Below are 21,133 nucleotides of genomic sequence, written 5' to 3' on the forward strand. Positions count from 1 at the left end.
AAGGAGCGTTTTTTAATGAAAAAAACAAAAATTGTTTGTACAATCGGACCAGCTAGTGAGTCACTTGAAACGTTAGTTGAGTTAATTAATAATGGGATGAACGTTGCTCGTTTAAATTTCTCACATGGAGATTTTGAAGAGCATGGTGCACGTATCAAAAATATTCGTGAAGCAGCTAAAATTACTGGTAAAACAGTGGCACTTTTATTAGATACAAAAGGTCCTGAAATTAGAACAAACAATATGAAAGATGGTATTGTTGAATTTTCTACAGGAGATATTACTAGAATTGCAATGAAAGAAGTAGAAGGAACAAGAGAAAAATTCTCTGTTACTTACTCTGAATTAATTAATGATGTTGTTGTTGGAAGTCATATTTTACTAGATGATGGTTTAATCGATCTGGAAGTAATTGAAATTGATTCAGCTAACAACGAATTAGTAACAAAAGTATTAAACGAAGGCGTTCTTAAAAATAAAAAAGGTGTTAACGTTCCTAACGTAAGCATCAACTTACCTGGTATTACAGAAAAAGATGCTGCTGATATCCGTTTTGGTATTGAAAACGATGTTGACTTCATCGCTGCAAGTTTCGTTCGTCGTACAAGCGATGTTTTAGAAATTACAAAAATTTTAGAAGAAGAAAATGCGACTCACATCCAAATCATCTCTAAAATTGAAAACCAAGAAGGTATTGATAACTTAGATGATATCTTAACAGTATCTGCTGGTTTAATGGTAGCTCGTGGTGACATGGGTGTTGAAATTCCAACAGAAGATGTACCTGTTGTTCAAAAAGAAATGATCAAAAAATGTAATGCTTTAGGTAAACCAGTTATTACAGCAACTCAAATGTTAGACTCAATGCAACATAACCCACGTCCAACACGCGCTGAAGCAAGTGATGTGGCTAATGCTATCTATGATGGTACAGACGCTATCATGTTATCAGGTGAAACAGCTGCTGGTGATTATCCAGTTGAAGCCGTTAAAACAATGCACAACATTGCTGTTCGTACTGAAGGAGTTTTAGTCGACAGAGATGCTTACGCCCTTAAATTATATAAAAAAGCAGATATGACAGAATCAATTGGTCAAGCCGTAGGACATACAGCTAAAAACTTAAGTATTCAAACAATCGTTGCAGCTACTGACTCAGGTCACACAGCTCGTATGATTTCTAAATACCGTCCAAAAGCACACATTGTTGCTGTTACATTTAGCGAAAGAAATGCAAGAAGCTTAGCTCTTAACTGGGGAGTGTTCCCACAAGTAACTGAAAAACCATCTTCAACAGATGATATGTTCACTCTAGCAACTAAAGTTTCAAAAGAAACTGGTTTTGCTAAAGATGGCGATTTAATCTTAATCACTGCAGGAGCTCCAATTGGAGAAAAAGGAACAACTAACTTGATGAAAATTCAATTAATTGGTTCTAAATTAACTGCAGGTCAAGGAATTGGTGATACACCAGTTTCTGCAAAAGCTGTTGTGGCATCATGTGCTAAAGATGCAGTTAACATGATGGAAGTTGGCTCTGTATTAGTTGTTAAAACAACGGATAAAGATTACATGCCAGCTATCGAAAAAGCTTCTGCTTTAGTTGTTGAAGAAGGTGGATTAACTTCTCACGCTGCAGTCGTAGCAATCGCTGAAGGAATCCCAGTTGTCGTTGGAGCAGTAGACGCAGTAAGTTCAATTAAAAATGGCTCAACAATTACTGTTGACCCACGTCAAGGAACTATCTACGAAGGCGAAACAGCATTTTAATTAGTAGCTTATTTATAAAAGAAAAGGGAATTTATTCCTTTTTCTTTTTTTTAATCTAAAATATTAGCTTTTACCAGACAAGATGGTGTAGAATAATCTGGATTGAATTGAAAAGGAGGTAGTGTATGAAGAATAGAAATACGATGCTTTATTTAGCTATCACGAATCTATTTATAGTGTTTATGGGTGTTGGTTTAGTTATTCCTGTTATGCCTTTGTTAAAAGAATCAATGCATTTATCTGGAGCAACAATGGGAACTCTTGTCTCAGTTTTTGCTATAGCTCAATTAATAGCATCACCAATTGCGGGACATATCTCTGATAAATTTGGCAGAAAGAAATTGATTGCTGCGGGGATGCTGATATTTGGTATTTCTGAGTTGATATTTGGACTAGGTCAAGTTGTGAGTTGGTTATACGTTTCAAGGGCACTAGGGGGGATAGGAGCAGCTTTAATAATGCCTTCTGTGACAGCGTACGTTGCTGACGTAACGACGATTGAAGAACGACCTAAGTCAATGGGATTAGTATCTGCTGCTATTAGTGGTGGCTTTATAATTGGTCCAGGATTAGGTGGTTTTATTGCTCATTTTGGTATGAGGATACCTTTTTTTGCTGCCGCTATATTAGGGTTTTTAGGGTGTATTTTAACTATTATTGTTTTGAAAGAACCAGAAAAGAAAATCATGCATGGTCAAGTTTCATCTGAAGGCTCATTTAAGGAAATTATCAAGAATCCATTATATACATTTCCTTTTATTGTCATCTTGATTTCTTCTTTTGGTCTGCAAGCATTCGAATCTATTTATAGCATTATGGCAGTTATTAATTTTGGATTTAATACAACTGAAATTGCATTAATCATTACTGTAAGTGGGATTTTAGCGTTAATTTGTCAGGTTGTCTTCTTTGATGGGATGATTAAGATGGTGGGTGAAGTTGGATTAATCCGTATTTCTTTCTTTGCTAGTGCTATTTTTGTCGGAGTAATCGCTTTTACAGATAATAATTGGGTTGTCATAATTTCAACTTTTATTGTCTTTTTAGCTTTTGATTTAGTTCGACCAGCAATCACAACTTATTTATCTCGGCATGCTGGGAACAGACAAGGAACTATTAATGGCTTAAATTCAACTTTTACGAGTTTTGGTAATATATTAGGACCAATGGCATCAGGCTTTTTATTTGATGTGAATCATTTTTACCCTTACTATGTTTCTTCATTAGTACTATTAATAACAAGTTTCCTCTCACTTAGATGGAAGAAGGAACCAGTTTCAAATGAAATAACAGAAGAAAATAAATAAACAAATTAAAAACACGAACAATTTCGATGTGAGATTGCTCGTGTTTTATTATAATCAAAAAAGGAGGGGTAATATGACAAGTTATTCTAAAGGATATGAAACGTTTAAAGAGGGAGTAATTGCTTGTATCCCAACGATTTTAGGGTATTTAGGTATCGGAATTGCTGCAGGAGTTGTTGGTAAAAGTTCGGGATTATCAATCTGGATAGTTGTTTTGATGTCCATCATTGTTTATGGGGGAAGTTCTCAATTTATCATTACTGGCATGCTAGTTACAGGGACACCTATTTCTGCGATTATATTTACCACCTTTTTAGTCAACTTGCGTCATTTTTTGATGAGTTTTTCTGTATCAGAGTATTTTAATTTGCTATCTATTCCTAAATCGATTGGTATTGGAACACTACTGACAGATGAATCTTATGGTGTTTTAATGACAGCTGTTTCAAATAAAAAGGCCGTTTCCTTTGAGTGGACAACAGGACTAAATATAACAGCATATCTGACGTGGATTTTTTCAACTTGGTTAGGTGCTGTGTTAGGTAATTTAATACCAGATCCTGATTTAATCGGATTGGACTATGCTTTAGTTGCGATGTTTATCGGGTTGATTATTTTACAGATAGAATATCCAATAAAAAATAAAACGGGGCAAACATTATTGATTTTGGGGACAGTAGTATTTAGTTTATACTTGTTATCTCATTTGATTTCAAAGGAAATGAGTGTTTTAATAGCTACTTTAATTGGCTGTGGAGTAGGAGTGGTGACGGATGGTAAAAGATAATGTGCTAATTATTTTAACGATAATTGGATGTGGTATCGTCACGTGGTTACCCAGAGTTGTTCCTTTTATTTTTAGTAAAAAAATGGTATTTTCTAATAGAACTAAAAAATTTATGTCGTATATTCCTATGAGTATTCTAACAGCATTATTTGCTCAAACACTCTTTATTTCTAAGGCTGGTGAAATGACAGGATTACACACTGAAAATTTATTAGCAAGTATTCCAACCATTATAATTGGTTTTTTAACTAAAAGTTTGATATGGACAGTTATTGTTGGGATTGTGAGTATGGGACTTATAAGGTATATGATGTAATTTAACAGGAGGAAATAGTGTGACATTACAGTTTAAAGAAGTAAAAAAAGAAGAGTTCTTTGAAATATATCATCAATACATGGTAGTAGATTTTCCTGAAAACGAATTAAAAACACTAGAAACTATTCTAAAGGCGTATGATCAAGGCAAGTACGCGTGTTTTATAATGGTAGAAGGGATGGAAACGAAAGCCTATGCTTGTTTCTCTTGGTATTCTGAGGAAATTAAGATATTAGATTACTTTGCTGTCACGAGCGATTTGAGAGGTTCTGGTTACGGAAGTAAAATGGTGACATGGATTAAAAATAACCCAATAATCAAAGAATTGGTGATTGAGTCAGAAGATCCCGACTTTGCCTTGACTGAAGAAGAGAAGGTTATTAGAAATAGACGATTGAGCTTTTATGAAAAAAATGACTTTGTTAGAAGAAAAACAAACATGAAACTTGGTGGCGTAGAATTTGCAATAATGACACTCTCTACAAGCAAATTACCAGAAGAGAGCTTAATTAAAGAAATCAGCCAAATATACCATCAAATTACACCAGATTTATTGATTGAGAGCTATTAAAATTATTTTTTGACACCTTGTAATATGGTATACTAAGTTGACTTTGAAAGGATGAAGGAAAAAATGAATGAATTAATAGGTAGCGTTTGGCTTGGCATGATCTTTGACGAAAATGATCATAGCTATTTTGTCCAAAAAAATGGTATCACTTTTTTATTAGATAAAGAAGAAGGACAAAGAGAAATCGGAGACATGGTAGAAGGTTTTGCCTATCAAAATCAAAAACAACAAAATGTGTTTACAACAACACTTCCTTCAGTAAGAAAAGATCATCAAGAATTTGCAGAAGTAATTGCGTCAAGAAAAGACTTAGGTGTTTTTGTTGATATTGGTTTAAAAGATAAAGAAGTTGTGGTTTCTTTAGATGAGCTACCAGAGATGAGAAACTTATGGCCAAAAAAAGGAGACCATTTATTAGTCTCATTAAAAGTAGATGAAAAGGATCGTCTATGGGCAACCATTGCTGACGACGTGGAATTTTTAGCAATGTCGACTGCAGGAACTATTGAAGAAATGCATAATAAAGATGTGACAGGGATCGTTTACCGCTTAAAATTAGTAGGAACATTCTTTATTACAGATGATAAGCAAATCGGCTTTATACACCCTTCAGAACGTTTTGAAGAGCCACGATTAGGTGAACGTGTTTCTGGACGTGTGATTGGTGTTCGACCTGATGGTGTGGTTAATGTCTCTTTAAAACCAAGATCACATGAAGTTATCTCATCAGATGCTCAAATGATTTTAACATTTTTAGAAAGATCACCTGAAGGTAAAATCAATTTTTCAGATAAATCAACACCTGAAGAAATACAAACAACTTTTGCAGTAAGCAAAGGCCAATTCAAAAGAGCATTAGGTTCATTGATGAAGGAAAGATTGATTACTCAAGAAGATGGTTGGACAATTTTAGTAAAAAAATAAAAATCTAATTGAGAATGATTGCTTTTAAGATTTATATAAATTATAATTTATACAAAGTGATTTTTTGGGAATCAAGAATAAATTATAATGATTATAAAAAGGAAGTGCGCAAGTGCCCATGGAAAATACTATGGAGTCATTAGTTAGAATAAAGAAAAAACTGCATGAAGCAAGTTACAAATTAACTCCTCAGAGAGAAACAACCGTCTTAGTTTTATTAGAAAATGAAAAAGACCATTTATCTGCGGAAGAAATTTATATGTTAGCAAAATTAAAAGCTCCAGATATTGGTTTAGCCACCGTTTATAGAACGTTAGAAATGTTAACAGAATTAAAAATTTTAGATAAAATAAGTTTCACTGATGGTTTAGCTAGATATGATATGAGAAAAGAAGGAGCTAAACATTTTCATCACCATTTGCTTTGTTTAGAATGTGGCGATATTGAAGAGGTTGAAGATGACTTGTTAGGTGAAGTAGAACAAATTGTCGAGAAACGGTTTAAATTTAGAGTGACAGATCATCGCCTAACTTTTCATGGTATTTGTCATAATTGTCTGGATAAAAAAGAATAAAAGCAACAACTCATTTTAAGTGAGTTGCTGCTTTTTTTGCATGTTCATGAATAGGGCAAGAAGTTAAATGATCATTTACCATGCCAATGCTTTGCATAAATGCGTAAACGGTAGTAGGTCCGATAAATTTAAATCCTTTTTTCTTTAAATCCTTAGAGATTTTTTCAGCTAAGGGTGTGAAGTTTGGCACCTCGCTCATGGTACTTGCTGTCGTTTGAATCGGTGTGTGATCAACATAAGACCAGATGAAATGACTAAAACTGCCATATTCATCTACAATTTTAAGAAAAGCCTTCGCATTTGAGACAGTGGATTTAACTTTTAATTTATTACGGATAACCAATTCATTATTAAGTAGTTCGTTTATTTTTTCATCATCATATTCTTGAATGATTTTAGGATCAAAATTATCATAGGCTAGTTTCATTCCAGCTCTTTTATTTAAAATAGTTGTCCAACTTAGGCCAGCTTGCATTGTCTCAAGAATTAACATCTCGAATAATAAATCATCATCAAGTAAGGGAAATCCCCATTGCTCATCATGGTAAACTAATTCTAATTCGCTACGAGTTGCCCAAGGGCATTTTAACTCATCCACATGTCACCTCTGTTAATTTATTTTATATATTTCGTTGAAATGTTGTCGATCAATGTAAATAGTCGGATTAACAATATAATCAGTCTTATCAAAATAAACTATTTGTTCGCTTACCAGACCATTAACTAATTCGTATTCAATCGGAATTTGCGCTTGAATTGAGAAGTTTTTATCAGGACCTATAAAATTAATTGTTGCTAAAGCAACAGGCTTTAAGGGTTGTTGTTCAAAGAAAATAGTTGTTGAGTAATCGATGTCATTTGTTTTTTTATGGTAAAAATCAACTGCTTGTGAAGCCAATTTTTGATTGTTTAAAATTAAATTAATTCGAGAGGAAGATAAAGGTTGGATTTTTATAAGCTCAAACTCTTGATTTAAGAGTCTTTTCGCTTTTGCTTCTTCTGAAAAATAATTTTGGTTGGCTAATTCTGTTAAATGTTTATCAACTTCATTAAAAAGAGTTTTTTCTTTTTCCTTTGTCGTCTTAACTAAGGATGAATAAACTGGTAAACAAATAATGAAAAAACTAATTATAAAAATAATAAGAAAATAGATAAAAAATAGCCACCAACAAGATTTAAAGTGAATAGTGCTGAATAGGGCTAAAACAAAAACAATCGGAATATCTAAAATAATAGATATTTTGAAAAAGCTTTTTTTCTCTTCAAAATATGTGGTTAATTTTTTGTAATAATTATCATTATTAACATTAATTATGTTAAACAAGTGAAGATTTTTATAGTCAGATTGACTTGGTAACAACTACTATCACACCCCTTCTTTTTAGCAGTACCACCATTGTATATTCTACAGAAAAAAAAGTCTATCGCTATTTGAATAAAAACAAAAATAGTTTACATAATAATAGTATTAAGTAGTAAAAACTGCTAAAATAGAAAACGGTAAGTGGGGTGTACAGATGAAAGATGAAATACAAGAGTATCTGCATTATTTAAAAATTGAAAGAGGTCTATCTGAAAATACCATCCAGAGTTATCAAAGAGATTTGAATCAGTATGCTTTATTTATAAATGAAAGACAAATCGATTCTCTAGATGATATTGATAGATATACTGTCCTTGATTTTTTAGAATATCTTAAAAACACAGATAAATCATCAGCTACCATTATAAGAATGGTTTCTACTTTGAGAAAATATCATCAATTTTTAAGACAAGAAAGATTTACAGATAATGATCCAATGCAACACATAGATACTCCTAAAAAAGCCAAAAAGTTACCAAAAACATTATCAATTAAAGAAGTTGAAAAAATAATTGAATCACCAGATACATCAAATTGTTTAGGGATAAGAGACCGAGCTATCTTAGAAGTGATGTATGCTACAGGTTTAAGGGTAACTGAGTTGATATCTTTGAAATTAGACGATCTACATTTGTCTTTAGGGTTACTTCAAACAATTGGCAAAGGAGATAAGGAGCGGATTATCCCATTAGGAGATGTTGCTATAAAATGGGTTGAGATTTATTTAGAAAAATCTCGACCTGAATTATTAGCTAAAAATACGAAAGAAAAACCTAATATTCTTTTTTTAAACTACAAAGGAGAAGGCTTTTCAAGACAAGGAATTTGGAAAAATCTTAAAGTATATGTTGTTCAAGCAGGAATTGAAAAAGAAGTAACACCACATACGTTAAGACATAGTTTTGCTACTCATTTATTAGAAAATGGTGCTGATTTGAGAGTGGTTCAGGAATTATTAGGACATGCTGATATTTCAACTACACAAATTTATACACATATAAGTAAAAAAAGAATGGCAGATGTTTACAAAACTTATTTCCCAAGAGCATAAGTATAAGAAGGATTGAATAATGAAAGAATTAAACGTAAAATTAGAAAAATTTGAAGGACCACTTGATTTGTTACTTCATTTAATTAAAACTTTAGAAATTGATATTTATGATATTCCAATTGCTGAAATTACAGAACAATATATGGTTTACATTCGCTCAATGCAAGAATTAGATTTAGAATTGGCTGGTGAGTATATTGTTATGGCCGCAACCTTGATGTCAATCAAGAGCAGAACGTTACTTCCTAAATTAGAGGTTGATTTGTCAGGGATTGGTGAGTATGACGATGAGATAGACCCAAGAGATCAATTAGTAGCCCAGTTATTAGAGTATCGTAAGTATAAATATGCTGCTTCTTTACTTAAAGATAAAGAATTTGAAAGAGGTAAATACTATACAAAGGAAGCTACTAATTTGAGTGATTACCGAGAAGAAGTTATTCCTTTAGAGCCTAATGAAATTACGACTATTGACTTATTCTTAGCCTTTAGTGACATCGTTAACAGGCAACAAGAACTAGGTCCAGATACAGCAAGTATTTTGACAGAAGAATATACTATAGAAGACAAGATTCAAGAAATTCTTAGTCAATTATTTAAAGTTAGAGTAAGTGAAGGGATTCATTTTGAGTCATTATTTAACATGTTCACTCGAAACGAGATTGTGACGACATTTCTAGCTTTATTAGAGTTAGTTAAATCAGGTGAAGTAATTGCTAAACAATCAAATAAAGAAGAACCAATTGTCTTGTATCGAAAAAAAGAGATGGAAGAGGTAAGCCATGGAAGTATTTAGCAAAATTGAAGCTCTTCTGTTTGTTGCAGGAAATGAAGGGCTGACATTAAACGAGATGGCTAATATTTTAAATAAAAAGACAGCTCATATGTATCAATTTATTTTAGATTTAAAAGAAAAATATGATAAAGATGAAGAACGAGCTGTGACAATATTAGAAGTGGGAGATCATTTCATATTGAGTACCAAAAAAGAGTATGCGGATGTACTCAAGCTTTTTGCGCAGTCTTCAATTAATCAAAATCTTTCACAAGCAGCGTTAGAGTGTTTATCAATAGTAGCATACAAACAACCTATAACACGTCCAGAAATTGAAGAGTTACGAGGCGTTCAATCGTCGGGTTCAGTCCAAAAATTAGTAGCTCGTCAATTGATTGAAGAAAAAGGACGCGTAGAAGGTCCAGGAAGAGCTATTCTATATGGTACGACGGCTTATTTTTTTGATTATTTTGGTTTAAAATCAATCAACGAGTTGCCAACAGTGGATCAATTAGAAATAAACGCAGAAAAAGAAATACCAAACGATTTATTTTTTGATCGTTTTAAAGAACAGTTTGAAAAAATAGAAGAACAAGGTGGAAATTAAATGGAAAGATTACAAAAAGTATTAGCACATTGTGGTGTTGCTTCTCGAAGAAAATCAGAAGAAATGATCCTTGAAGGTCGAGTATCTGTAAATGGTAAAAAGGTAAAAGAATTAGGAATTAAAGTGGGAAGTAATGATCAAATAGAAGTAGATGGCGTGCCAGTTTACCAAGAGCAACATGTTTATTATTTATTTTATAAGCCAAGAGGTGTTATATCAGCAGTAAGTGATGATAAAAATAGAACTGTAGTAACGGATTACTTCCCAGGTGTTAGTGAACGTATTTTCCCAGTAGGTCGTCTGGATTACGATACATCGGGCTTGCTTTTACTAACAAATGATGGCGAATTTGCTAATATCTTAACTCATCCTAAACATGAGGTTCCTAAAACGTATGTAGCAAAAATCAAAGGCTGTCCAACACCAGAAGAGTTAAGACCTTTAACGAAGGGATTAAAAATAGATGGTAGAAAAACAGCTCCGGCAAGATATAAAGTCATTTCAAATGATCATGTTAAAAAAACTAGTGTCATCGAATTGACAATTCATGAAGGACGTAATCACCAAGTGAAAAAAATGTTCGAAATGATTAAATTTCCAGTTATTAAGTTAAAACGTGAAAAAATGGGTAGCGTAGAATTAACCGGTTTAAGACCAGGACAGTATCGTGAGCTAAGTAAAAAAGAAGTTAGTCAAATTTTAGTTGAGGCTAAAGGATAAATAGTTGAAATTTTTAACTAATTGGTTATAATTAAAGTGTTAAAAAAATAAAAAAAGGTCGTCTTCACGGGCAGGGTGTAATTCCCGACCGGTGGTTATAGTCCACGAGCTTAAGTGATTTTTCATTTTTGCCGAACTGGTGTAATTCCAGTACCGACAGTTAGAGTCTGGAGTAAAGAAGATAGGGCTTATTTGAGAATATTATCAGATAATGCACTGTTTTTTGTCTTGCTCTTTGTAGAGAATAGATGAAAAGGCAGTTTTTTATTTGAAAGTTCTGAAACATGTCTGAAGATGTTCCTTAATAGGAGGATTCTCTCATGAGAAAAAGCAAGACAGAAAAGATGGTAGTCGCAGCGTTATTAGCTTCATTTTCGTATTTATTATTATTAGTAGAAATACCTGTTTTACCAGGATTTGACTGGTTGAAATTGGATTTCAGTGATATTCCCATCTTAATCGGAACCTTTGTTTTAGGTCCAGTAGGAGGGATTACGATTGCTTTTATTCGTTCGACACTCAACTTTTTAATGCATGGTGGACATGTTTTAAGTTTGATTGGGAATTTAACTGGTTTTATAGCATCAGTTATAATGCTATTACCTATATATTTTATGATGAAAAGAGAAAATAATAATAAAAATTTAGTAATTGGGATGACTATCAGTTCATTAGCCTTAACAGTATTTATGGCTATCGCTAACTATTTTGTTATTACACCACTTTATATTTCTTTAGCAGGGATGAATTTTGGCATGCCGATAAAAGAGATGGTTCTATATGGCATTGTACCTTTTAATTTATTTAAAGGGTTAGCTGTCAGTGTTGTTTTTTTTGCAACATATAAAAAATTAATTCCGGTTATTCAAAAAAGAATGATTATAGTGAAAAAATAGTATGCTTTTTAATTTAATTTTAACCTTTAAAAAAGTTTTCAAGCCTGATTTTTGGTTTGAAAACTTTTTTGTTAATCATTTTATTTGTTACGAAAAATTTCTAATATTTCTATTATATTAAATAAAAACAACGTAATTTTATCATAAATAGGATATTTTATAATAAAAAAACATAAAAAATTCACAATTTTACGTTTTAATAGCATTAATGGTATTTGTTTTTGTTACATAACTTGAAATGTTTGTAAAAATACCTTAATATATGTCATATAAAGAATATCAAAAGAGGTTTTAACTAATGAATAAAAGAAAATATATTACAGGTATAGATGGTTTGCGTTCGATTGCAGTGATTGGAGTTATTCTCTACCATTTAATTCCAAGTAAAATGCCTGGTGGTTATTTAGGTGTGACGCTATTTTTTGTCATTTCAGGATACTTAATGACAGATATATTACTAAATCAGTGGGAGTCTAGAAAAAAAATAAGTCTTAAAAGTTTTTATTTTAAACGAGCCAGAAGGATTTATCCTTCTTTAATCATGATGTTTGTTGTATCTGGAAGTAGTTTTGTGTTTCTATCTAAAGATTTATTACAAAATTTAAAACAAATTTTTCTAACAAGCTTATTAAATATTAATAATATATGGCAAATATTTAACGGATCTTCTTATTTTGATCGTTTTGGGAATGAATCTGCATTTACACATCTATGGTCATTATCTATTGAAGGTCAATTTTATATTATTTGGCCAATTATATTAGCATTGCTCATTTTTAAAAGAAAAGATTATCATTTATTGAAAAGTTTTATTTTAGTAGGAGTTATCATATCGGGATTACTGATGGCATTTATCTATCAGCCAGAAAGCATAAACCGAGTGTATTATGGAACGGATACAAGAATATTCTCCATCTTAATGGGAGCTTATTTGGCTGTTTTCTTAAGAGAGAAAGATGAAATATTACAAAAATTAGATAGTAAATATAAAATAAGTGCTTTTGTTGTGTCTTTAGCATTAGTTTTATTAGGTCTTATATTGATTAAAGATAATTGGAGTTTTACCTATAGGGGTGGCATGTTTTTATTTAGTTTATGTAGTTCTGTTTTATTAGGTACTGTTATCGTTAGTAATCAAGCCAATCAATTTTTAACTAATCCGTTGTTTAAATGGATTGGAACCAGAAGTTATGAAATTTATTTATGGCAATTTCCTGTGATGATTGTCTATGAAAAAACAATTAAGTGGAATGGTGATCATAGCTTTATTCACCTTATTATCCAACTAATCCTTATTTTATTATTATCAGAAATTACTTATCGGATTGTTCAACTGGTTTTATTTGATATTGATTGGAAAAAAACAAATAAAATTGGTACGAATCGATTTGAAGATTTAACAGAATCTTTAAATGGAAAATTAACTGTAGGCATTATATTAACATTTACAATTTCATTTACTTATGCTTTAGTTAGTGCACCATCAGGAAGAACAGAAGAAAGTATAGCATTACAAAAAAAATTAGAAAAAAATAAAAAATTAATTTCTAAGCCTAAAACAAGTGAGTCTAAATCTTCAGAGAAAGAAAAAACAAATACTACCACTGCAGAAACAACAGATTCATCAACAAAAGAAAATAATTTAGTTACTTTAACAAATACGGAAAGTGAATTTTTAAAAGCTAAAAAAATAAGTGCCATAGGTGATTCATTGTTGTTGAGTGCGGCACCAGAGCTACAACAAGTCTTCCCAAATAATTTTATTGATGCAGAAGTAGGTAGGCAGTTCATGAACAGTGAAGATGTGTTTAAAAAAACTAATAAAGAAGATAAATTGGGAGATATTGTTATCGTTGTTTTAGGAACAAATGGAAGTTTTACATCTAGTGATGTTGACAATGTAATGAAACAAGTAGATAACAGACCAGTCTTTTTTGTAAATACTATGGTTCAAAAACCTTGGCAAAAAACAGTCAATACAGAGTTAGAGAAAACAGCAGATCGATTTGATAATGCTCATGTAATTGATTGGAAAAAATATTCTGAAGGGTATGGTAATTGGTTTGATGGTGATAACGTGCATTTAACACCTGAGGGAGCTGTTATCTTTGCTAATTTTGTAGGAAAAGAAATTTATGATGTTTTAAAATAAGAAGTTACGATGAAAATAGTTAATGTGAAAAAAGATAAGAAGAATAAATTTGATGTTTATTTATTAAAAAAGAGAAGTTGCATCATAAATTTCTATTTATGGTGCATCCTCTCTTTTTATTTTTCGATGATAATAGCACGTGTTGGGCATGTTTTATAAGCGTTTAGAAGCGTCTCAGGCAAGGTGTCAGAGAGTATTACTTCTTTATCTTCAGTATCGCGAAATTTGACTATACCATCATCATAGTAGTCAAAAAATTCAGGGGATTTAATCTGACAAAGTCCACATGCAATACATTTTTTTGGTATAATTTTACATAACATATAAAAAAACTCCTTATCGAGGTGAATCATGACATTTTACCATTATTTTATTTTAAGTTGCTTTAATAGTAATCATTCCATGCGAATATCAACATTATATCATTTGTTAAAAGGAAAAAAAACAGCATCAATTCTATCTTATGGTTATTTTTATAATGTGTTGGATTATTTTTATTTATTTCCTAAATTAAAAGAAGACAGTTATCTAGAAATGATTGCCCAGTTAAAGGAAGAAAATTACTTAGTTGATACTGAAGAAGGTGCTGTTCAAATATCTAAAAAGGGAATAAAAATTATAAATGAAGAGGTATTATTTCCCAATTTAGAGTACTTGAATCAATTACATTATTATAAATGGGATATAAAAGTTTGGCAGAGGCTTATTTTTACTACCCAAGTTTTATCTGAAAAATCTTATAAAGAACGTAATTATTTACCAATTGAAAATAGCTTATATCGGCAACAGCAATTGAAACGATGGCTTAATATGCAAAGTGAAAATATTATTCCCAAGTTTTATGAAGAGTGGTTGTTGTTAACAGAATATTTATCAATACAGCAACAAACGTATATTTTTAAGCAACTTGTTGGACATGAACATATAGGAGAAACCCTTCAACAAATAGCGGAGGAACATGATGTAGACATAATATTTGCTTATTTAGAATTTAAGAATGCTGTTCATCAATTGATTTTTTTAATAGAACAAAAGCATGAAAAATTCCCAGTCTTTTTTGATATTATTCAAATTGAAAAAGGATTGGTGAAAGAAGAAAGCAGCTTAATTACAAAGGAAATATTTATTAAAAATAAATCAATTAAAGAAATTAGTATGATAAGAAACCTTAAAGAAAGTACCATAGTGGATCACCTAATTGAAATTTATTTAGTTCAAGGCGAAAAAAATAATTTATTGTTTATTTCAGATGATAAAATCAATCAATTAAATGAATACAGAAAAGAAAAACCTGATTTTAGAAAATGGGTGTATAAAGAGGCAGTGTCGGCAGTTTCAGGCTTGACGTTTTATGAATTTAAAATGTTTCAATTTAGTTTAGTTGAACAGGAGAAGATAGAGTGAATAATTTAGAAGAAATCTTAAAAAATAAATTTGGTTTTTCAACATTTAAAATTGGCCAAAAAGAAACCATAGAATCGCTGTTAAGAGGAGAAAACACATTTACAATCTTACCAACTGGTACAGGTAAATCTCTTTGTTATCAGTTACCTAGTTATTTATTTAATGGTCAGACAGTCATTATTTCACCATTAATTTCTTTGATGGAAGATCAAGTTTCTCAATTGCGAGAAATGGGTGAAAAATCTGTCATTGCCCTCAATAGTACGTTAGATTTTTCATCAAAAAAATATGTACTATCTAATTTAGAAAAATTTAAATTCATTTTTGTTAGTCCAGAGACTTTAAATCAAAGTGATGTCATTCAAAAATTTATGAAACTATCGATTTCATTATTTGTAATTGATGAAGCTCATTGTATCTCCGAGTGGGGGCATGATTTTAGACCAAGTTATTTAGAGTTGAAGGCGTGCTTGTCAAAGCTTAACAATCCTTTAACATTAGCATTAACAGCAACAGCAACAGAATCGGTTGCTAAAGATATCGAGGAAGAAATATTTTCATCTGGAGAGTTAACAAAATTTTCTTATTCGGTTAATCGTGAAAATATATTTTATCAAGTTAAAAGTTGTGAAGATAAAACAGACTACTTGCTAAACTTTTTAAAAAATAGAAATATTCCAGGAATTATCTATTTTTCAAGTAAAAAAGAAGCCGAAAGAGTTTCAAGTATTTTAAATAACCAATTACCCTATAAAGTAGCATTTTATCACGGGGATGTAGCAGCTATTGATCGGATGAAAATTCAACAACAGTTTATTAAAGATGATATTCGAATATTGTGTGCCACGAGTGCTTTTGGAATGGGGGTTAACAAAAAAAATGTACGTTTTGTTATCCATTACCATTTGCCAGATAGTTTAGAAAATTATGTTCAGGAATCAGGAAGAGCTGGTAGAGATGGAAAACAAAGCCTTTCTATTTTACTCTACCAATCTGGAGATGAACGCATTCATTATTATTTACAAGAGGAAAGTTTTAATCAAAAAAAAGATTTATTATTTTTAAAAGGTAAAACAAAAGATGAACTTAAAAAATATGAAAATATTTTGACAGACATTCAAAAAAAGTGGTTAGTACAGTTGGAGAAAAGTCATTGGGATTGGGAATTGTTTGAAAAAAATATAAGAATCAAGCAATTTGAAAAAAAAAATAAAACTCAAAAAATGGGAATGTACATAAATAGTTTTTATTGCCGTCGCCAGTTCATCTTAAATTATTTTAATAGTAGTTATCACACAGTGAAACAGGAAGTTTGCTGTGATAAATGTCAGTTAGAAATACCAGGATTAGAAGAGGCATTTAATCAAGAAAAAAATACAGAAGTTGCTATCAATTCTAAAGAGATTCTAAAAAAATTGTTTTTAATATAATTTTTAAAGAAATATATGTTAATATGTGATAGAATAAATTCAGAAGTTTTTGAGGAGGTTAATAAGTGAGTAGAAAAGATAATGATAAAGATGAATTAAACGAAAAAGAACCTTGGGATCAACCCATATATGAGGGTCAAGATGAAAAAGAAGAAATAGAAGATGATGGTAATTCAAGAACAGACAGAAGAGTTCAAGAAGAAGGCAAAAATTGGTATGTCATTATACTAGTTGTGTTATTATTCTTAATTGTGTTAGTTCCTGTATCAGCTATTTTGTATTTTAATATGAACACTAAAATGAACGAAGGCAAGACTGCGAAAAGTTCAGTTGTTATCGAAGATAGTTCTAAAGTAGCTAAAAAATCTTCAGAAACAAAAGAAAAAACATCAAGTAGTTCGACAAGTTCAAGTACATCAAGTAGTACATCTTCAACTAGTGGATCAAGTTCTTCTTCATCAAAAGAATTTGCTGATGTAGAAGTATCACCAGGCGAGGCACAAAACAATCAAAATAATGCTGGAAATGCTCAAGATACAAATAACCAACAACAAGTAGCTGGAGGAAGTTCTGTATCTTATGGTGATAGTGATGCCAATAGAAGTATTTGGAAGATATCTCAAACATATGGTATTGATGAAAGTGTTATTTATCAATTAAATCCAGGATTAGATATACAAAATATTCAACCAGGTCAACAAATTAGAATTAAATAAAATTAAGAGTCAAAAGTCTTGTGAATCTCTTGACTACAAATATTATTGTTAAAATAAAAAGAGGCAGACAGTTGAGTCAGCCTCTTTTAATTTATAAAGTAAAGGTGTAAACAAATGAAAAAAAGTATTCAAATAGCAATTGACGGACCAGCTTCAGCTGGAAAAAGTACTGTCGCAAAAATTTTGGCAAAAAAAAGAGGCTTCATTTATTGTGATACTGGTGCGATGTATCGCGCTCTAACACTGGCAGCTCTCGAAAATAAAGTTGATTTAGATTCAGAGAAAGAATTATCAGAGTTATTATCTAGAATTGTAATTGACTTTAAGCAAAAAAATGACGGTCAGCATGTTTACCTGAATCAAAAAGATGTAACTAACGAAATTAGAGTGAATGAAGTTACAAATGCTGTATCTAAAGTTTCTGCATATAAAACAATTAGAGAAGAAATGGTTAATAGGCAACAGGAAATTACATCATCGAATAGTATTGTTATGGATGGTCGTGATATCGGAACGGTCGTTTTACCAAATGCTGATTTAAAGATGTTTCTTGTGGCTAGCGTTGAGGAACGTGCAGAAAGACGTTATAAAGAGAATCTTTCAAAAGGAATTAAAACAGATTTTGAGATTTTAAAAAAGGAAATTGCCGATAGGGATCATTATGACTCGAATCGAAAAAATTCACCATTAGTCCAAGCACAAGATGCCATTTTAGTAGATACTTCAGGATTAACAATTCAAGAAGTGGTTCAAGAAATAGAAAAAGAGATGAAAACATTTTTATAATAGATAAAAAGAACATTTTACCCTAGTAAAGTGTTTTTATTTTAGGTAGAATAGTAGTATACAATGAATGTTGTACTATTGTTGTTGAGGAGGATGGGAAAATGACAGAACAAACGAATGAAACAATGTTAAACGCTATGGCAAGTGTACAAGAAGTAAAAGTTGGAGACTTGGTGAAAGGGGAAATTCTTTCAGTCGATGATAACAAACAAGCAATTGTTGGAATTATTGGCGCAGGTGTGGAAGGTGTTATTCCGTTAAAAGAACTATCTACATTAGCGGTTGATGATGTAACTGATGTGGTCAATATTGGTGATATTATTGATTTAGTCGTTATTTCAGAAATTGGAAAAGACAAAGAGAATGGTAGTTATTTGCTATCAAAACGACGTGTCGATGCTAAAAAAGTTTGGGAAGATATTGAAGAAGCTTTTAAAGAAGGTCGAACAATCGAAGCCCCAGTAACAGATGTTGTTAGAGGAGGCTTAGTTGTTGATGCAGGTGTTCGTGGTTTTGTTCCTGCGTCAATGGTAGAAGATCATTTTGTATCTGATTTTTCAGACTATAAAGGAAAAGTATTAGCTTATAAAATAATTGAGATAGAACCTTCAGAAAACCGTTTGATTCTTTCTCATCGAGCAATAGTTGAACTAGAAAAAGAATCAGCTAAAAAAGAATTGTTAAGTAAAATACTTGCTGGTGATATTATTACAGGGAAAGTAGCACGTCTAACTAATTTTGGTGCATTTATTGACTTAGGTGGCGTAGACGGATTAGTACATGTATCTGAGATTTCTTATACTCATGTAGATAAACCAGAAGATGTGCTGTCTGTTGGAGATGAAGTGAAAGTAAAAGTATTGAGTATCGATCCTGAAAAAGATCGCATTTCTTTATCTATAAAAGAGACACAAGCTGGTCCTTGGGAAAATGTAAGTGAACGTGCTTCTGTTAATAGCATTCTTGAGGGAACTGTTAATCGCTTAACTTCATTCGGAGCTTTTGTTGAAGTTTTACCAGGTGTAGAAGGTTTAGTGCATATTTCTCAAATTTCACATAAACATATAGCAACGCCTCACGAGGCTCTAGAAGAAGGCCAAAAAGTAACTGTTAAAGTACTAGATGTAAGTGAAGATAATAAACGGATTGGTTTAAGTATAAAAGCTTTAGATGAAAAAGAAGAAGAACTTGTTGAGGAAACATACGTCATGCCAGAAGAATCTACAGGATTTACATTAGGTGATGTTATTGGACAAGATTTAACTGAAAATAAATAAAAGACTGAAGAGGGTGACTTAAATAGTAGTCATCCTCTTTGTTTTTTGAACGTCTTTGTTTGTATGAAAATAAAAAGCAATGTATGTTATTTTGAAATATTTTTAATGTTTTACTTGCAAGGAAAGACGCTATCGGATAAACTTTATAAGGATGAATTATAATGTAAAGAATATAGGAGGTGGCCAATATGGCAAACCCAACATTAGCAATCGTAGGAAGACCTAACGTAGGTAAATCAACATTATTTAACCGTATAGCTGGAGAAAGAATATCAATCGTTGAAGACATTCCAGGAGTGACTAGAGATCGTATTTATGCTCACGGAGATTGGCTAGGTCGAGAGTTTAGTATTATAGATACAGGTGGTATCGAGATGAGTGATGAACCTTTTATGGATCAAATCAAACATCAAGCAGAGATTGCCATTGAAGAAGCAGATGTTATTATGCTAGTAGTAAGTGGCCGAGAAGGTATAACTGATGCGGATGAATATGTTTCAAGAATTTTATATAGAAGTGATAAGCCAGTTGTTTTAGTGGTTAATAAAGTAGATAATCCCGAGATGAGAAATGATATATTTGAGTTTTACTCACTAGGTCTTGGTGACCCTATTCCTGTTTCTGGTAGTCATGGTATCGGATTAGGAGATGCTTTAGACAAAGTATGTGAGCACTTAAAAATGGTTCCAGAAGCTGAGGCAGATGATACTATTCGTTTTAGTTTGATTGGTCGCCCTAATGTCGGTAAATCATCATTAATCAATGCCATTCTTGGTGAAGAACGTGTGATTGTTTCTGACATAGCTGGAACAACAAGAGATGCAATTGATACTTCGTTTGTCTCACCAGAAGGCCAAAAATTTGAAATGATTGATACAGCGGGTATGCGTAAAAAAGGAAAAGTTTATGAAAGCACTGAAAAATACAGTGTTATGCGAGCAATGCGTGCTATTGACCGTTCTGATGTTGCTTTAGTGGTGTTAAATGCAGAAGAAGGTATTCGGGAATATGACAAGCGTATTGCAGGTTTTGCTCATGAAGCTGGCAAAGCTATCATCATTGTCGTGAATAAATGGGATACATTAGATAAAGATAATCATACAATGAAAAAATTTGAAGAAGATATTAGAACAGAATTTAAATATTTAGACTATGCTCCAATTGCATATGTATCTGCGAAAACTAAACAAAGATTACACACATTACCAGAAATGATTGAGAGAGTGAGTCAGAACCAAACACTTAGAATTCCATCTTCAGTGTTAAACGATGTCATTATGGATGCAGTAGCGATTAATCCAACGCCTACAGATAAAGGAAAAAGATTAAAAATATTCTACGCTACTCAAGTGGCTATTAAACCACCTACTTTTGTTGTTTTTGTAAACGAAGAAGAGTTAATGCATTTTTCATATTCTAGATTTTTAGAGAATCAAATACGTAAAGCTTTTGAATTTGAAGGCACTCCAATTCGAGTAATTTCAAGACGTAGAAAATAAAAAAGGCATTTTAGCATAGTTATATTTTATTTTCAACTTTAATTAATCGAATGTAAAAAAAAAGTGTTAATACGGCTAAAAGCATTGCTATCACTTGATTCTTATGGTATCTTTGTTTAAGAAATATTATTTTGAATATTTCAAACTGTCATTTTTGGACCACTCAAAAATGATTGCCTAAAATATGATGTTCAAATTAACCATCAAT

At 31.6% G+C, this 21,133-nt stretch carries 22 protein-coding genes and 1 riboswitch; of the genes, 19 read left to right on the forward strand and 3 right to left on the reverse strand.

The window, feature by feature from the left end; translation table 11 throughout:
• Window positions 1-15: 15 nt before the first annotated feature.
• From pyk to fur, 7 genes are all read left to right on the forward strand, one after another.
• Window positions 16-1,770, forward strand: coding sequence for a pyruvate kinase (gene pyk, locus FM121_RS12300; protein ID WP_086952453.1), 1,755 nt, complete (start codon window positions 16-18; stop codon window positions 1,768-1,770).
• 125 nt (window positions 1,771-1,895) lie between these two features.
• The gene (locus FM121_RS12305; RefSeq protein WP_086952454.1) at window positions 1,896-3,077 is read left to right on the forward strand and encodes an MFS transporter; all 1,182 of its coding nucleotides are present in this window, start codon (window positions 1,896-1,898) and stop codon (window positions 3,075-3,077) included.
• 73 nt (window positions 3,078-3,150) lie between these two features.
• Entirely contained in the window at window positions 3,151-3,864 is a 714-nt protein-coding gene (locus FM121_RS12310; RefSeq protein ID WP_086952455.1) for an AzlC family ABC transporter permease, read from the forward strand.
• Window positions 3,851-4,180, forward strand: coding sequence for an AzlD domain-containing protein (locus tag FM121_RS12315; protein WP_086952456.1), 330 nt, complete (start codon window positions 3,851-3,853; stop codon window positions 4,178-4,180). The genes FM121_RS12310 and FM121_RS12315 overlap by 14 nt, the downstream gene beginning before the upstream one ends.
• A gap of 19 nt (window positions 4,181-4,199) precedes the next feature.
• The gene (locus tag FM121_RS12320) at window positions 4,200-4,751 is read left to right on the forward strand and encodes a GNAT family N-acetyltransferase (RefSeq protein WP_086952457.1); all 552 of its coding nucleotides are present in this window, start codon (window positions 4,200-4,202) and stop codon (window positions 4,749-4,751) included.
• A 63-nt stretch (window positions 4,752-4,814) separates the two neighbouring features.
• Window positions 4,815-5,675, forward strand: coding sequence for a CvfB family protein (locus FM121_RS12325; RefSeq protein ID WP_086952458.1), 861 nt, complete (start codon window positions 4,815-4,817; stop codon window positions 5,673-5,675).
• Between the two features lie 118 nt (window positions 5,676-5,793).
• Window positions 5,794-6,249, forward strand: coding sequence for a ferric iron uptake transcriptional regulator (fur, locus tag FM121_RS12330; protein WP_086952546.1), 456 nt, complete (start codon window positions 5,794-5,796; stop codon window positions 6,247-6,249).
• Window positions 6,250-6,259: 10 nt separating this feature from the next.
• Here the strand turns inward: fur and FM121_RS12335 are convergent, their stop codons facing one another.
• Window positions 6,260-6,847 (reverse strand): DNA-3-methyladenine glycosylase I, encoded by a 588-nt coding sequence (locus tag FM121_RS12335; RefSeq protein WP_086952459.1) that lies wholly within the window; start codon window positions 6,845-6,847, stop codon window positions 6,260-6,262.
• Between the two features lie 12 nt (window positions 6,848-6,859).
• Window positions 6,860-7,609 (reverse strand): hypothetical protein, encoded by a 750-nt coding sequence (locus FM121_RS12340; RefSeq protein WP_086952460.1) that lies wholly within the window; start codon window positions 7,607-7,609, stop codon window positions 6,860-6,862.
• Between the two features lie 157 nt (window positions 7,610-7,766).
• Here FM121_RS12340 and xerD point away from each other — a divergent pair, with 157 nt between their 5' ends.
• From xerD to FM121_RS12370, 6 genes are all read left to right on the forward strand, one after another.
• Complete coding sequence (gene xerD, locus FM121_RS12345; RefSeq protein WP_086952461.1) at window positions 7,767-8,663, forward strand: site-specific tyrosine recombinase XerD; 897 nt, start codon at window positions 7,767-7,769, stop codon at window positions 8,661-8,663.
• A 19-nt stretch (window positions 8,664-8,682) separates the two neighbouring features.
• The gene (locus FM121_RS12350) at window positions 8,683-9,459 is read left to right on the forward strand and encodes a segregation/condensation protein A (protein WP_086952462.1); all 777 of its coding nucleotides are present in this window, start codon (window positions 8,683-8,685) and stop codon (window positions 9,457-9,459) included.
• Window positions 9,446-10,045: an SMC-Scp complex subunit ScpB gene (scpB, locus tag FM121_RS12355; RefSeq protein ID WP_086952463.1), complete on the forward strand. Its 600-nt coding sequence runs from the start codon at window positions 9,446-9,448 to the stop codon at window positions 10,043-10,045. Before FM121_RS12350 ends, scpB begins: the two co-directional genes overlap by 14 nt.
• The gene (locus tag FM121_RS12360; protein WP_086952464.1) at window positions 10,046-10,765 is read left to right on the forward strand and encodes a pseudouridine synthase; all 720 of its coding nucleotides are present in this window, start codon (window positions 10,046-10,048) and stop codon (window positions 10,763-10,765) included.
• Window positions 10,766-10,821: 56 nt separating this feature from the next.
• A riboswitch (FMN riboswitch) is annotated at window positions 10,822-10,952 on the forward strand.
• Window positions 10,953-11,085: 133 nt separating this feature from the next.
• Entirely contained in the window at window positions 11,086-11,661 is a 576-nt protein-coding gene (locus FM121_RS12365) for an ECF transporter S component (protein WP_086952465.1), read from the forward strand.
• A gap of 298 nt (window positions 11,662-11,959) precedes the next feature.
• Window positions 11,960-13,813, forward strand: a complete 1,854-nt coding sequence (locus FM121_RS12370) for an acyltransferase family protein (protein ID WP_086952466.1) — start codon at window positions 11,960-11,962, stop codon at window positions 13,811-13,813.
• 116 nt (window positions 13,814-13,929) lie between these two features.
• Here the strand turns inward: FM121_RS12370 and FM121_RS12375 are convergent, their stop codons facing one another.
• Entirely contained in the window at window positions 13,930-14,136 is a 207-nt protein-coding gene (locus FM121_RS12375; RefSeq protein ID WP_086952467.1) for a ferredoxin, read from the reverse strand.
• A gap of 28 nt (window positions 14,137-14,164) precedes the next feature.
• Between FM121_RS12375 and FM121_RS12380 the strand changes: the two genes are divergently transcribed.
• The 6 genes from FM121_RS12380 (at window position 14,165) to der (ending at window position 20,925) form a co-directional block, all read left to right on the forward strand.
• Complete coding sequence (locus tag FM121_RS12380; RefSeq protein ID WP_086952468.1) at window positions 14,165-15,217, forward strand: helix-turn-helix domain-containing protein; 1,053 nt, start codon at window positions 14,165-14,167, stop codon at window positions 15,215-15,217.
• Window positions 15,214-16,647 (forward strand): RecQ family ATP-dependent DNA helicase, encoded by a 1,434-nt coding sequence (locus FM121_RS12385; protein WP_086952469.1) that lies wholly within the window; start codon window positions 15,214-15,216, stop codon window positions 16,645-16,647. The genes FM121_RS12380 and FM121_RS12385 overlap by 4 nt, the downstream gene beginning before the upstream one ends.
• A gap of 65 nt (window positions 16,648-16,712) precedes the next feature.
• Window positions 16,713-17,363 (forward strand): LysM peptidoglycan-binding domain-containing protein, encoded by a 651-nt coding sequence (locus FM121_RS12390; RefSeq protein ID WP_086952470.1) that lies wholly within the window; start codon window positions 16,713-16,715, stop codon window positions 17,361-17,363.
• 114 nt (window positions 17,364-17,477) lie between these two features.
• Window positions 17,478-18,149: a (d)CMP kinase gene (gene cmk / locus FM121_RS12395; RefSeq protein WP_086952471.1), complete on the forward strand. Its 672-nt coding sequence runs from the start codon at window positions 17,478-17,480 to the stop codon at window positions 18,147-18,149.
• A 101-nt stretch (window positions 18,150-18,250) separates the two neighbouring features.
• Window positions 18,251-19,426, forward strand: a complete 1,176-nt coding sequence (gene rpsA, locus FM121_RS12400) for a 30S ribosomal protein S1 (RefSeq protein WP_086952472.1) — start codon at window positions 18,251-18,253, stop codon at window positions 19,424-19,426.
• Window positions 19,427-19,614: 188 nt separating this feature from the next.
• Complete coding sequence (der, locus tag FM121_RS12405; protein ID WP_086952473.1) at window positions 19,615-20,925, forward strand: ribosome biogenesis GTPase Der; 1,311 nt, start codon at window positions 19,615-19,617, stop codon at window positions 20,923-20,925.
• Window positions 20,926-21,133 lie beyond the last annotated feature (208 nt).

This window comes from Vagococcus fluvialis bH819 (assembly GCF_900163795.1).
GTDB classification, from domain to species: Bacteria; Bacillota; Bacilli; order Lactobacillales; family Vagococcaceae; genus Vagococcus; species Vagococcus fluvialis_A.